Below are 13,241 nucleotides of genomic sequence, written 5' to 3'. Positions count from 1 at the left end.
CCGGCGATCAGCTTGCAGGGAGATCACCTTCACGACTGTCGCACAAGAGATGTTGTGCAGCAGCTGTGAAAACAATAACCATTCTCATTTTCGGAGTCAACGACTTTGTTGGGAAATATTCTTATTTCACAAGGCGCTGCCTATAAGAAAGATTCTGGCGTCATTATTTGGCGTCATTAATAACTTTTCGCGCTAAGTGCCAGCAATTGGTTATTCAGTTGATTGATCTTGGCTGCCATTTCTTCGATAAGGCCGAGGCAAATCTGGGGCTGATGGTCGATCAGGTCAATAAACTCTTCCTTGCGTACCGCCAGGACGGTGCAATCGCTGGTGGCGACCACTGAGGCGATACGCCGCTGGCGGGTGAACACAGCCAGTGCGCCGAAGATCTCGTCAGCGTTCACTTCACCCACTTTGACCCCATCGCAGATGGCATCTGCGCTACCTTCGAGCAGGGTGTACACCTTATCAGCGAGTGCGCCCTGTTGAATGATGGTTTCACCGGTTCGGAAATGCATAAAACCCGCCGTCGGCTGAAATTCGGCGCGAATCTCCTGGGCCAGTGCCTGCTGGTAGATGCTCACCTGGCATAGCAGGTAATACGCCCAATGCTTTTGCAGGCGTGGATCGCCGTTGACGTGGTTCACCAGGTCATCGCGATCATAGGGGGTAAGGGTAACGGGAGAGGTGCAACTGAATTGACCGTCGGGCAGGCTCAGGGAGCGGGGCAGGCCCAGCAAGTCGCCTTGTTCGAAGAAGGTAATGATCTTGCCGTTGACCCGGTACTCTACCTGCCCGTCAGTGACGTACAGCAGGCCGGTATGCGTCTGGCCCACAAACAGATCATCGGACTGATCAACCGTTACCGGTTCTCCCGACGGCGATAACTGGGCGAGCAAAACCTCGGTCAACCCACGCAGTTTGACGGCGAGATCGGTAATGGTGTCTGATTGCTTGCTGGGTAGGTGCATGAGTCCCTCGATTGGCTACAAACAAAAGCATAGTGATGAACAAGCTTCATTGTAGCTTGTTCATAGCGATTGTCTGTGCGATCTGCTGACAATGCGCGTCAGGTTGCATTGTCATGGGATATCGGAGCCTGTCAGGCTTCGCTCAGGCTTTCCTGTTCCGCTTCAGCTACCAAACGGGATTTCATGTCCGGCGGCAGGTCATTCCAGTGCACATCCATCAGTGCGCCTTGCAGAGCATAAAGCATCACCTTGGAGACATTGATATGACGTGCTTTAATGCGGCGATACGCCTCAACAGCACCGGTACGACTGAGATCCGAGTAGGTGTTAATTCCGATAGCATGAAGGATATTTACGGACGCCATACCCAGGTTTTTCAACTGGAGTAATTCACTATGACTGCTAGTCATACAAGGCACGCTCCACTTATTATTTATCATTATTTTTTGTTGGCCAGGGAACAATTTCCATTTATAGCCACGCGTTATATTACATACTTAATAGCATTGCGCAAATACTTCTTCTGAAACTCCTGATTGACTTCTCGCGTTTTGATGAAAAATGGCGTAAAAAATATTTTCCAATGAGCCTGCGCCCTGATAATGACCAATAACCCAAACACCCACATCGACACTGATCTGTTATGCGGTATTGATAATAAAGAACTCATGGAGGTTCCATCCCCGCGTTGCCGCTTGCATCGCGGCGTTGTGGGGCCATTGCTGCACTTGTGTGAGGCTGCACGGGATGCTGGTTTTGATTTGCAGGTGGCGAGCAGTTATCGCACGTTCGATCGACAGTTACTGATATGGAATAACAAGGCCAGCGGTCATCGGCCGGTATTGGATGCCGCCGGGCGACCATTGGATATTTCATGCCTGTCGGAGCGGGATCTGGTTTTTGCGATCCTGCATTGGTCTGCTTTGCCTGGCGCATCGCGGCATCATTGGGGTACCGATCTGGATATTTATGATCGGTCGCTCATTAGTGAAGACTACGTTGTCCAGCTCACTGTGGCGGAAACGATTGATGCGGGTCCCTTCGCACCTTTTCACGCATGGCTGAATGACATATTGGAAAATAATAATACGGGTTTTTATCGTCCTTATGCGCTGGACCTGGGTGGTGTATCACCGGAGCCGTGGCATTTGAGTTATGCACCGCTGGCTAATGGTTATGCCCAACAACTGACTGAATCCGTGTTGCGCGAACGCATTGAAACGAGTGACATACAATTGAAACACGCCATCCTCGATAACCTGACGGAAATTTATCAACGCTTTGTCTGTGTGCCGTTAGGATAATGTTTAAAAAAATCGCATGGAGTAAGAATCTTGAGTGACATGAATGCGGAAGCCGGGCGATCAACAGCAGCCGGGCGACCAAAAAAATCGCGCGCCGGTATTTTTAGTTGGATGTTATTTGATTGGGCGGCGCAACCTTTTTTTACCGTCATTATTACTTTTATCTTTGGTCCTTATTTTGTTTCCCGGCTTGCGCAGGATGCTGCAACAGGTCAGGCGGCCTGGGGATATACCATCACTGTGTCGGGCATTATTGTTGCTGTGCTCGCCCCCATGCTGGGTTCTGTTGCTGATGCCACCGGCACGCGCAAGCCCTGGATTGCGGTTTTTGCGCTGATCAAAATCATTACCCTGATGCTGCTCTGGTTTGCGAGCCCCGGTTCTGATTTATGGTTGCCTGCCATGTGCATTGTGCTGGCGACAGTTGCCGCTGAATTTTCCATTGTATTTAATGATTCCATGATGCCGCGTCTGGTACCCGAAGCGGAGATTGGTCGTATCTCCAACCTTGGGTGGGGCCTGGGTTATCTCGGTGGGTTGGTTGTGTTGTTTACCGTGCTGTTATTTTTATCCGGCAGCCCGACGGATGGGAAAACATTATTAGGTTTAGAGCCCTGGTTTGGGCTCGATGCTTCTCAGGGTGAGGATGCACGAATTACCGGTCCGTTTTCGGCACTGTGGTATCTCATTTTTATCTTGCCGATGTTTTTGTTCACGCCGGATGGCGGTAAAGGTTTACCGCTGAAAAAGGCGGTCAAGTCTGGTTTGGTTGAACTGAAAAATACCTTGGTGGAATTGAAACAGCGTGCTGGTGTGCTGCGTTTTTTTATCGCGCGCATGATTTATCAGGACGGTGTGAACGGGCTGCTGGCATTGGGTGGAACCTTCGCGGCAGGCATGTTCGGCTGGCAAACCATGGAGATGGGCATTTACGGCATCTTATTATTGATCGTCGCTATCGGTGGGTGTCTGGTAGCCAGCTGGCTGGACGCGCACCTCGGATCAAAACGCCTGGTGTTATTGAGTCTGATCTGTCTGGTGACTGCCTGTGTCGGCATTATTTCTACCGGGCCGGGTTATACGTTATTCGGGTGGGTGCAATTGGCACCGCAGGATTCCGGCACTCTGTTTGGCACGGCCGCTGAAAAAGCCTATATTTTATTTGGGCTGTTGATCGGCATTGCCTTCGGGCCGGTGCAGGCATCGTCCCGCTCCTATCTGGCTCGCAGTGTGTCTCCTGAAGAGGCGGGGCGCTACTTCGGTATCTATGCCTTGTCCGGGCGGGTCACCTCGTTTCTTGCGCCCATGTCCGTTGCTACCCTGACTTTATATACTGATTCCGCGCGCATCGGTATGAGCGCGTTGATTGTATTTTTACTGGTAGGCTTGCTGATGTTGTGGGTAACCCCATACCCGGCCACTCGTCGGTAAAGGCCATTTCGACATTATTTGGCGGCCTGATGCTGCGCAAGAGATAACCCTATGCGGCCTGATTCTGATCATCTGCAATCTGACTCTCCCGTGCTGGCCCGCGATATCTGGCAGTTGATCCGTCGCGAAGCGGCGGATGCCAGCGCACGGGAGCCAATATTGGCCAGTTTTTATCACGCGACGATTCTTAACCATCCTTCCTTTGCGGCGGCTATCAGCTTTCATCTGGCCAACACATTGGACAGCCAGGCCATGCCGGCCATGATGATCCGCGAGGTGTTTGAAACGGCGCTGGTGGCAGAGCCACAGATCGAGTCGGCGATGCGCGCCGACATTTGCGCGCATCGCGAACGGGACCCGGCCTGTAACGAGTACTCCATGCCCTTTCTATTCTTTAAGGGTTATCAGGCTTTGCAGTCGTATCGTGTTGCCCATTGGCTGTGGCAGCAAGGGCGCCAATGCCTGGCGCTATATCTGCAAAACCAGATATCCCAGGTTTTTGATGTTGATATTCATCCTGCTGCGCTGATCGGCAGTGGCGTCATGATTGATCATGCTACCGGTGTGGTCATGGGGGAAACGACTGTGGTCGAAGACAATGTATCGCTGTTACACGGGGTTACTCTGGGCGGGAGCGGTTGTACCAGCGGTGATCGTCACCCGAAGGTGCGGCGCGGGGTATTGATCGGTGTCGGCGCCAAGATTCTCGGCAACATTGAAATCGGTGAGGGGGCGAAGATCGGGGCGGGAAGCGTTGTGCTGGAAGCGGTTCAACCGCATACGACGGTGGCCGGCGTGCCGGCGAAGGTGGTGGGACGGCCGAATGTCGAGGAGCCTGCGTTAGCGATGGATCATCATTTGAGCGAGGATGTCACGGGAGGTCCTTCCCCCCATGCGGACTGACAAAGCGCCGGGAATCAGGCGCTACGTTGACTGATAAAGCTGGCTCCTGCGTCATCTTCATCTTGGCCATGCATCAACCATTTGAGCACGGCGATCCGACTTTTCAGCATTCCCTGATAGGTTTCAAGCACGATCTTGTTGGGGCGAGGGTGTTGCTCCATGTTCGTGATGCGGCCCGTCAAAAACGCAATATCCTGTTCGACTTTAGCGCGTACGGCGGAGGTATCGGTGAGTTGACCGGCTACCAGGATCGGTTGTTCGTTAGCTGTTTTCATGGTTCCGTCCTCGCTGCGATGGCTGCTGTTGTGCAATAAAAACCGGCTTCTGTGTCAGGAAACCTGCTCCTGTTACAGGAAGCCGTTAGTCGCTTGGCCCTGGTGCTACAGAGTGAGGGGTTCCGCAAGTATGGGTTCAGAGCGGGGCGCCTGCCAGTCAGAAATCAGATTGTTTTGTAACAAACAGAAATGTTGATATCACCAAAGTGGATGGGGATGATGAGCTGTGTGTCAGTCCTGTCCTGGTCGTTAAATGCTATCCTCAAAAGACATTATTGAGCGGGTGAGAAATTATGGAAACGGGAGAATTTGACATCATCTTTCGTGGCGACATCGTCCTGGGGCACCAATTGCAGGATGTTAAACAACGCTTGCAGCAACTATTCAAAGTTGATGCAACCAAGGTGGACGCCCTCTTTACCGGTCGCCCCGTGCCACTCAAGCGCGGCCTGGACGAGGCGACGGCGAATAAATACCGCGACGTGCTGCTTAAAGCTGGTGCCCAGGTGGAGGTGTCTCCCGCAGGGAATATCAAGGCGACGCCCCGGCCGGCACCCTCTGTTGCACCGGCCCGGCCGAGCGGGTGGAGTCTGGCACCGGTGGGAGCTTATCTCTTGACGCCGACGGAGCGGCCACGGTCGAGTCCTGTTTTGATCGACACCGGGTCTATCAGTTTGCGTCCTGTCGGCGGCAATCTTCTGGACGCCGGTGAGGTAACAAAAACGGAGCCGGCCCGAGTGGTTGCGCCTGAGCTTGATGTGGCGGAAGTGGGCGCGGATCTGGTGCGCGCCGAGGAGAAGATGGATCTGCCACTGTTGGAAATTGAGGTTGAAGACTGGGGGTTGGCAGACGTTGGTGCGGACTTGATTGCACCTGAGGAGCGTCCCGTAGTACCCGGTGCGCCGGTCATTGTTGGCGATTTCGGTTTGGCCCCGGTCGGTAGTGATCTCGGACAAATCAAACCAGAAATTAGACCTGTAGTGCCGGACATCAGCAAGATTCGCTTGGCAGATTAGCGCATCGCGAATGATTCATGTTTCAAAAAAGGAATCTCCGGATTCCTTTTTTATTGCCAAATTTTTATCTCTGCTTTTACTGCATCGCTAGTAATTCTGTTAAATTTTCCGACGTTTAATTCATCCCGCTTTTTTATTTTTACGTTTTCGTTTAACGTAATCCGAATTGTTTTTTTGCTACTGTTTTTCTCAAAAAAAAGTGTCGATAAATTTTCCACTTTTTTTGGGCATAAGCCGCACGCTACCTGATGGAATGTAAAGTTCTAAAGGAAAATTAGCGCTCCCCTAAAAAGGACTTTTATGCCAATCGCGGGTCTTTTATACTGCGCACGCTTTACTCAATAATTACGGGTGACAGGGCTGGGGATATTAAACATTATCCCGCCGTTAAGTTGCCCGGGAATATTTTTACTCGCCAGGGAAACGTCTTATGTATGCCGAAAAAGTGCGCGAAATTCTCGCCAAACACAGTCGCCTTGATGTCGACGTCAACAGCCTTAAAGAAGACGATGATCTGTACGATTTAGGACTGACGTCCTTGACCACGGTTAATATCATGCTCGCTATTGAAGATGCATTTGATATCGAATTTCCCGATAGTAAATTAAACCGCAAAACCTTTAACAGCATTGAATCGCTGGTAGAGGTTATTGAAGAATTGGTTGATTGACAGGATTCAATTAATCGCCCGGGGAGTTGCCCTATGTGGCTGGTTGCGCAACCTATCTATAACGCGGACCAGTGGCTGGTAGAGAATTACCAGCCACCATTGCCAAAAATGCTTGCCAACAACAATTGCACTAACGAGTTGCACTAACAAAAAAGGGATCTGAAGATGAGCGCACCCGCCACCCTGGATGAAATCAGTTTTGCCACACTGCTGGAGGTTGTTCACGCCCTGGGGCGTGATGTCGTACGACCCGCCGCTGTCGCCGTTGATAAAGACGCGCGCTTTCCCCACGAAGCCTTTACCGAATTCAAAAAGCACAAGCTGCTCAGCGCCTACGTGCCACGACAGTACGGTGGTATGGGGTTAAGCATCACCGAAATCTGCAAGCTCTGTGAAATCCTCGGTGGCTATTGTGCCTCTACGGCAATGATCTTTGCGATGCACCAGATCCAGGTAGCATGCATTGTCCATCATTGCGAAACGTCTGATTACTTCCAGCATTTCCTGCGCGAACTGGTCCGCGAGCAATACCTTCTGGCTTCCGCCACCACCGAGTTGGGGGTGGGCGGTGATTTGCGCAGCAGCCTCTGCGCCGTAAAGGTCAACGGTGAGCACTTTACCCTGGAGAAACAGGCACCGGTCATCTCATACGGTGTCGCGGCTGATTATGTGATGGTCACATGCCGTCGCGCTGAAGATGCCCAGTCCTCTGACCAGGTTCAGGTGCTGGTTAATAAAAAAGAAACCACGCTGGAGCCTTTATCCGGTTGGGACACATTGGGTTTCCGGGGAACATGCAGCGCCGGTTTCGTGTTGCGTTCCAGTGGTCATGTCCAACAAATTCAACCTGCGCCTTTTGCCGATATTCTCGCGCAAAGTATGCACCCGGTTTCGCACCTGGTGTGGGGCTCCCTATGGCTGGGTCTTGCCCAGGATGCAGTGTCCCAGGCGCGCGCATCGGTGCGTGCCGCAGCGCGTAAAAATCCGTCGACGCCACCCATCTCCGCGATGCGCCTGACAGAGTTGGATGAGGTCTTATTCAGTATGCGGGCGGGACTGGTTACAGCGATTGAGGAATATCAACAAAAACTGAATGCCGGTAATCGGGAAGCATTCTCCGATTTCGGTTTTGCTATCCGTATCAACAATGTCAAGTTGCGCTGTTCCGAACTGGTGGTAGACATCGTCTCCAGTGCTTTGTCGATTGTGGGTATTATGGGTTACAAAAATGATACGCCCAACAGTTTGTGCCGCCATATTCGCGATGCTTATGGTGCAGCGTTGATGGTCAATAATGATCGCATTCGCGGCCACAATTCCACCATGCAGATTATGGTGAGAGACGCGCAATGAAACAGGTTAGGGCACTCAATCAGGCCAGCTATGAGCGACATCTGATTCACGGTGCGGAACGCACCTGGGCAGAAACCAATTGTTATGTTGATGTGTTGGTCGAGCTGCTGCATGGGTTGGGTTATGAGCCGACGGCGGCATTACCTTTTGCATTAGGCATTGATTTTGAAGGTGATCAGTGGAGCTTTTTTAAATTTCCCCACGAGGATCTGTTTGCGCTTTACGGCATGGAAATCCAGGAGTTCAACCCCTGGCGCTCCCTCGCGCAGCACGTAGAAACCCAGGTAGGTTTGGGGCGCCCGGTGCTGGTTGAGATGGATTCGTGGTATTTACCGGATACCGCCGGCACAGCCTATAAACTGGCCCATGTGAAATCCACCATTGCCGTAAATGCTATCGACATTGGGCAGCATTATCTCGGTTACTTTCATGGCCAAAGTTATTACGAATTAACCGGTCAGGATTTTGTCGATATCTTTCAGCTTAATGGTTTGGTGCACGAGCGCATCTTGCCGCCTTATATCGAGTACGTGAAATTGCGCAACCTGCACGAGGTGCCACAGGGCAGCGCACTGGTTGATGCCTCGCTTGCATTGCTCAAAAAACACCTGGGCTTGATTCCCCGCGATAATCCATTTGTGCGCTTTAAAGAAACCTTTGCGCGGGATTTTGAATGGTTGTTAACGCAGGAGATAGAAACCTTTCATTTGTATTCCTTTGCGACCTTCCGCCAATATGGCGCTTGCTTTGAACTGGTAGAAACCTATTTGAAATGGTTGCAGCAACAAGGTCAGCCACACCTTGATACAGCAATCCAGTGCTTTGCGACTATCTCTAACAATACCAAGGCGTTTCAATTTCAATTAGCCCGTGCCATGGCAAGAAAACGCGCGATTGATTTAGCGCCCCTGGATGAAATGGCGTCGGCCTGGCAGACCGGGATGTCACAGTTAACTGCGCGGTATCGCTGACAGGGACGAGTACTATGGATGTGTCTGCAACTGATTGCCTTATTCCCCTGGATGCCGATTGGCAACTGGTGCGCGCGTCAGCCGATAGCATTGCGAATCCGACGGAGTTGCTGTCGCAGGTCTTGCCCTGGCAAGCCGCGTACGTCCCCGGAACGGTTGCGCAAGTGATGCTGAAAAATTCGGACCACACGCATCCGCAGAGTCTGACGGAAGATGACTGGTGGTATCGCTGCCACTTCACCGCCGACGCCGTAGAGCAGGCAATGCCCGTATTGCATTTTGCAGGCCTCGCCACCATCGCTCAGGTATGGCTTAACGGTGTATTGATCCTTGAATCGCGCAACATGTTTTTGCCGCAGCAGGTGGTGGTAACAGAGTGCCTGCAAGCGACCAATGAGCTGGTTATCTGCTTTCGTTCCCTGGCACAAGCATTACGTCAAAAACGCCCGCGCCCGCGCTGGAAAACCAATCTGGTTAACCAACAACAATTGCGTTGGGTGCGCACGACCCTGCTCGGGCATATTCCGGGATGGTGCCCGCCGATCACACCGGTCGGTCCCTGGCGCAGCATTACCTTGAGGTATCGCTCATCCGTGGAGTTGGTCAAGTCTCACATCCAGCAGATACTGACAGCCGAGGGTGAATTTACTGCTGAATTCGATGTGCAATTGCCGCCATCGCAGCGTATTTCTGCGGCGCACTTATACATTGGAAATCAAACGCTTTCGCTGAAGATTGAGCTGAACGGGGCAATGACGGTGTTAACAGGCCGGGGGATAATTGACGCCGACCAACGATGGTGGCCACATACCCATGGCAAACCCCAACGGCTTGCCTGTCGTTTAACGATTACGGTTGCGGGACAGGTTTATACCTGGGAGCTCGGCGCGCGCGGTTTTAAACAGCAACGCTGGTTATCCAGTGATAACCAACTCGCCTTGCAGGTGAATGGTGAAACCCTCTTTTGCCGGGGCGCCTGCTGGACGGTTGCAGATATTTTTACATTGGACGGCAGCGAAGACAGTTTGCGCCGCTCGTTGGTTCTCGCACGGGATGCCGGCATCAATATGCTGCGTATCGGCGGCACCATGATTTATGAAAGCGATAATTTTTATCAGTTGTGTGATGAGCTGGGTATTCTGGTGTGGCAGGATTTTATGTTCGCCAACATGGATTATCCGGTGGACGATACGGATTTCCACCAGCAGGTGCTGGCCGAGGCGCACGCACAAGTAGCGCGTCTGTCGCGCTTTGTCTGTGTGAGTGTGTATTGCGGCAACAGCGAAGTGCAACAACAATCCGCGATGATGGGTATGCCGCGTGAATACTGGAGCAATGGTTTTTTTGATGCAGACTTAGCCGAGGTGTGTCAGCAACGGCATCCCGGTGTTATGTATTTTCCGTCGACACCTTGTGGTGGCGCCTTGCCGTTTACGATCAGCGAAGGGCTTGCGCATTACTACGGCGTCGGCGCCTATAAACGCGCATTGAGCGATGCTGCCGTGGCATCGGTTAAGTTCACACCGGAGACGCTTGGCTTTTCCCACATTCCCGAACCGGAAACGGTCGATAAAATTTTTAACGGTGCCTTATTTGCGACGCATCACCCGGACTGGAAAGCGCGTGTGCCGAGAGACTCTTCTGCCGGCTGGGATTTTGAAGATGTTCGCGATTATTACCTGGCGTTGTTGTTTCAGGTAGATCCTATAGCCTTACGCAGTCATGATCCGCAACGGTACCTCGAATTGTCGCGTGTGGTGACCGGGGAAGTTATCCAGCGTGTGTTCGCCATCTGGCGTTCAGCGGGGCATCCATGTCAGGGCGCGTTGGTGTGGTTTTATAAAGACCTGTTGCCGGGCGCGGGCTGGGGCATTGTCGATAGCGACAATCAACCCAAGGCGGTTTATTACGCATTTAAACGTGCAGCAAAAAATCTGGCGGTCTATTGCGTTGATCGTGGTCTGGATGGTTTGTCGTTAACCCTGGTGAATGAAACAGAACAGGCTCAAGCCGTTACGCTTGAGGTGACTGCCTACAAGGCGGGGCATATCGAAACACTGAAAGCAGCGCGCGTCCTGACCCTTTCACCGCGTACAACTATTGGGATATCTGTGGACGAGCTGCTCGGCTATTTTGCCGACCTGACTTACAGTTATCGTTTCGGTCCCCGGCAACACGATCTGGTCAGCGCGCGTTTGCTGGATGCACAAGGCCAGTGGTTACATGAAGATTTTTATTTCCCCACGAGCTATGCCGTAACGCCGCAAAAAATAGACGGTATCACTGTGGAGGTTATTGCGCTTGCCGATGGCCGCGCTGCGCTAAAAATCTTTACCCCAATGTTTCTGCAATCAGTCCGCTTGGAATGCAAAACCCATCGTGCAGAAGACAATTATTTCCACCTTGCACCAAACGCTACCCGGGTCATTGCCATGGAGCCATTGGCGGATGCGGCTGTGCCGGTGAAGGGTTATCTTGAAGCACTTAATCTGTTGGAACCGGTCAGGGTTCGTTGAGGTCAGGCGCTGCCACTATGACGATTGTATCTACGACTGCGCAACGCTACCCGGATGTGACTCGCGATGCGTTTTACCTGGCATCCATGAGCTCGTGTATCTTTGTCTGGCAGCATCAATTACCCGTTCGCGCCTGGCGCAACCAGGTGGTGATCCTGTGCGGCGCCATGGGATATGAATACACGCACAGCCATCGCACGGTGAAGCACCTGGCGGATTCCTTTGCGCAACAGGGATTCGTGGCCTTGCGTTTTGATTGGCACGGTATGGGCGATTCACCCGGTTCAGAATTGGATGAAGGGCGTGTCGCCATCTGGTTGGCGAATATTGCCTCCTTGATCAACCATGCAAAGGCCAACTGGCCCGGTTGTGAAATTTGTCTGGCGGGATTACGTTTCGGCGCGACATTAGCATGCCTTACCGCATCCCGGTTAAAAGTAAACCATTTGTTGTTGTGGGAGCCGGTGGTAAAAGGCCGCACTTATGCTCGCGAAATGACCGCGCTGGCCCGATTTTCTGCTGACGCAGAGTCACATCAGGATTATATCGAGAGCGCCGGTTTTTTAATGGCGGCATCCACCGCCGAAGATATCAAACGATTAAATCTATTAACTGAGTCGGTGCAGGTTAGCGGCAGTGTACTGATTGTTGCGCGCGATGACCGGCCTGCCGATGATGCGTTGCTACAAAAAATGTTGGCGGACGGCGTGGACGTTTTGCAAATGTCCCTGCCAGGTTATACCGACATGATGGCGGAACCCCACGACACAATTGTTCCATTCAGTGCGATCGACAGCATGGTGCAATGGTTGGTGAACAGCCATACAGAATTTGTCGAAAAGAACAGTGTTTACCCGGAGCCGGTTCGTTCGCTTATTCTGGACAGTGTTACACCCGGTGTGCTGCAAATTCAGGAGCAGCCCCACTGGTATGACGCCAATCGACAATTGTTTGGCATCAGCAGTTGCCCGGCAGCAGGTTGTAATCCCTCATTACCGGCGATTATTTTGTCCAACTCCGGTTCGGTTCATCATGTGGGGCCTAATCGCGTCTACACCCAGTTAGCGCGAACATTTGCTGCCCTGGGTTATTTTGTTCTACGTCTTGATCTGGAAGGGTTGGGCGATAGTTGCAAGGCCGACGTAGCACGGGAGAATCATCCGTATCAACCGGGCGCGGTGGATAATATTTACCAGGCCATGACCTATCTGATGGAGCAGGGCATCGCCAACCAATTTATTATCGGTGGTATTTGCTCAGGTGCGCACACAGCATTTCATTGTGCGTTGCGCGCGGTGGAACAAAATCGGCGCAGCCTGGTGAAAGAAATATTCCTGATCAATCCATTGACCTTTTATTGGCGCGAAGGCATGTCTCTTGCGATTCCTGCTGAGGCCCGGAACCTGCATGATGCGGCTTATTATCGGCAGTCCATTCGCAACCTGGAAAAATGGAAAAAATTATTAACAGGTAATGCCGAAACGGGTTATATCCTGCGTTACGCCGTCGAGCGTATTCAACGGTTGGTACAAGAGCAGATGAAGAGTATCAGAGAAATTCTATTCAACCAGCAGAGCCAGTTGGCGACCGATTTTACGCGCATTACCGACCAGGGCATTCGGATTCAATTTTTGTTGTCTTCTGGTGATCCCGGTTATGACATCATCAAGTCACAAGCGCGGCGTCGCTTGCGCAAAGGGATCGCCAATCATGTGATGGCTCTGGATGTCATTGAAGGGGCAGATCATACGTTTTCCCGAAAAACCAAACGCGACCAGTTGTTGGCGGTAGTCAGTGACCGGTACCGCAACCTAACCTCCGATAATTGATA

The 13,241-nt window shown here is 52.0% G+C and carries 12 protein-coding genes; 9 read left to right on the top strand and 3 right to left on the bottom strand.

Features of this window, described 5'->3' with window-relative positions:
- Nucleotides 1–176: 176 nt before the first annotated feature.
- Nucleotides 177–971 carry a cyclic nucleotide-binding domain-containing protein gene (locus ACSV5M_RS16935; protein WP_439177575.1) on the bottom strand — a complete coding sequence of 265 codons (795 nt, stop codon included), beginning with the start codon at nt 969–971 and terminating at the stop codon, nt 177–179.
- 131 nt (nt 972–1,102) lie between these two features.
- Nucleotides 1,103–1,381 (bottom strand): TfoX/Sxy family protein, encoded by a 279-nt coding sequence (locus ACSV5M_RS16930; protein WP_087466655.1) that lies wholly within the window; start codon nt 1,379–1,381, stop codon nt 1,103–1,105.
- A gap of 192 nt (nt 1,382–1,573) precedes the next feature.
- Between ACSV5M_RS16930 and ACSV5M_RS16925 the strand changes: the two genes are divergently transcribed.
- The 3 genes from ACSV5M_RS16925 to cysE are packed head-to-tail and all read left to right on the top strand — an operon-like array spanning nt 1,574 to nt 4,609.
- Complete coding sequence (locus tag ACSV5M_RS16925; RefSeq protein WP_439177574.1) at nt 1,574–2,275, top strand: M15 family metallopeptidase; 702 nt, start codon at nt 1,574–1,576, stop codon at nt 2,273–2,275.
- Between the two features lie 39 nt (nt 2,276–2,314).
- Nucleotides 2,315–3,706 carry an MFS transporter gene (locus tag ACSV5M_RS16920; RefSeq protein ID WP_439177613.1) on the top strand — a complete coding sequence of 464 codons (1,392 nt, stop codon included), beginning with the start codon at nt 2,315–2,317 and terminating at the stop codon, nt 3,704–3,706.
- Between the two features lie 51 nt (nt 3,707–3,757).
- Nucleotides 3,758–4,609 (top strand): serine O-acetyltransferase, encoded by an 852-nt coding sequence (gene cysE, locus ACSV5M_RS16915; RefSeq protein WP_439177572.1) that lies wholly within the window; start codon nt 3,758–3,760, stop codon nt 4,607–4,609.
- A 14-nt stretch (nt 4,610–4,623) separates the two neighbouring features.
- Here cysE and ACSV5M_RS16910 read toward each other — a convergent pair whose 3' ends face one another.
- Nucleotides 4,624–4,884, bottom strand: a complete 261-nt coding sequence (locus ACSV5M_RS16910; protein ID WP_439177571.1) for a hypothetical protein — start codon at nt 4,882–4,884, stop codon at nt 4,624–4,626.
- A gap of 293 nt (nt 4,885–5,177) precedes the next feature.
- Between ACSV5M_RS16910 and ACSV5M_RS16905 the strand changes: the two genes are divergently transcribed.
- The 6 genes from ACSV5M_RS16905 (at nt 5,178) to ACSV5M_RS16880 (ending at nt 13,239) form a co-directional block, all read left to right on the top strand.
- Complete coding sequence (locus ACSV5M_RS16905; protein ID WP_439177570.1) at nt 5,178–5,900, top strand: hypothetical protein; 723 nt, start codon at nt 5,178–5,180, stop codon at nt 5,898–5,900.
- Nucleotides 5,901–6,330: 430 nt separating this feature from the next.
- The gene (locus ACSV5M_RS16900; protein ID WP_439177569.1) at nt 6,331–6,570 is read left to right on the top strand and encodes an acyl carrier protein; all 240 of its coding nucleotides are present in this window, start codon (nt 6,331–6,333) and stop codon (nt 6,568–6,570) included.
- A gap of 165 nt (nt 6,571–6,735) precedes the next feature.
- Nucleotides 6,736–7,923 (top strand): acyl-CoA dehydrogenase family protein, encoded by a 1,188-nt coding sequence (locus ACSV5M_RS16895; RefSeq protein WP_439177568.1) that lies wholly within the window; start codon nt 6,736–6,738, stop codon nt 7,921–7,923.
- Nucleotides 7,920–8,894 carry a DUF1839 family protein gene (locus ACSV5M_RS16890; RefSeq protein ID WP_439177566.1) on the top strand — a complete coding sequence of 325 codons (975 nt, stop codon included), beginning with the start codon at nt 7,920–7,922 and terminating at the stop codon, nt 8,892–8,894. The genes ACSV5M_RS16895 and ACSV5M_RS16890 overlap by 4 nt, the downstream gene beginning before the upstream one ends.
- Nucleotides 8,895–8,908: 14 nt before the next feature.
- Nucleotides 8,909–11,410 (top strand): glycosyl hydrolase 2 galactose-binding domain-containing protein, encoded by a 2,502-nt coding sequence (locus tag ACSV5M_RS16885; RefSeq protein WP_439177564.1) that lies wholly within the window; start codon nt 8,909–8,911, stop codon nt 11,408–11,410.
- Nucleotides 11,411–11,427: 17 nt separating this feature from the next.
- Nucleotides 11,428–13,239: a serine aminopeptidase domain-containing protein gene (locus tag ACSV5M_RS16880; RefSeq protein WP_439177563.1), complete on the top strand. Its 1,812-nt coding sequence runs from the start codon at nt 11,428–11,430 to the stop codon at nt 13,237–13,239.
- Nucleotides 13,240–13,241: the final 2 nt, after the last annotated feature.

Source organism: Cellvibrio sp. ARAG 10.3, assembly GCF_051846955.1.
In the GTDB taxonomy this organism is placed as follows: Bacteria; Pseudomonadota; Gammaproteobacteria; order Pseudomonadales; family Cellvibrionaceae; genus Cellvibrio.
The sequence above is the reverse complement of the archived record's forward strand: the minus strand, read 5'-3'. Positions and strand labels throughout refer to the sequence as shown.

Coding starts and splice junctions, on each gene's coding strand:
- ACSV5M_RS16935 (WP_439177575.1), bottom strand. CDS start 971: ATGCACCTACCCAGCAAGCAATCAGACACCATTACCGATCTCGCCGTC.
- ACSV5M_RS16930 (WP_087466655.1), bottom strand. CDS start 1,381: ATGACTAGCAGTCATAGTGAATTACTCCAGTTGAAAAACCTGGGTATG.
- ACSV5M_RS16925 (WP_439177574.1), top strand. CDS start 1,574: ATGACCAATAACCCAAACACCCACATCGACACTGATCTGTTATGCGGT.
- ACSV5M_RS16920 (WP_439177613.1), top strand. CDS start 2,315: ATGAATGCGGAAGCCGGGCGATCAACAGCAGCCGGGCGACCAAAAAAA.
- cysE (WP_439177572.1), top strand. CDS start 3,758: ATGCGGCCTGATTCTGATCATCTGCAATCTGACTCTCCCGTGCTGGCC.
- ACSV5M_RS16910 (WP_439177571.1), bottom strand. CDS start 4,884: ATGAAAACAGCTAACGAACAACCGATCCTGGTAGCCGGTCAACTCACC.
- ACSV5M_RS16905 (WP_439177570.1), top strand. CDS start 5,178: ATGGAAACGGGAGAATTTGACATCATCTTTCGTGGCGACATCGTCCTG.
- ACSV5M_RS16900 (WP_439177569.1), top strand. CDS start 6,331: ATGTATGCCGAAAAAGTGCGCGAAATTCTCGCCAAACACAGTCGCCTT.
- ACSV5M_RS16895 (WP_439177568.1), top strand. CDS start 6,736: ATGAGCGCACCCGCCACCCTGGATGAAATCAGTTTTGCCACACTGCTG.
- ACSV5M_RS16890 (WP_439177566.1), top strand. CDS start 7,920: ATGAAACAGGTTAGGGCACTCAATCAGGCCAGCTATGAGCGACATCTG.
- ACSV5M_RS16885 (WP_439177564.1), top strand. CDS start 8,909: ATGGATGTGTCTGCAACTGATTGCCTTATTCCCCTGGATGCCGATTGG.
- ACSV5M_RS16880 (WP_439177563.1), top strand. CDS start 11,428: ATGACGATTGTATCTACGACTGCGCAACGCTACCCGGATGTGACTCGC.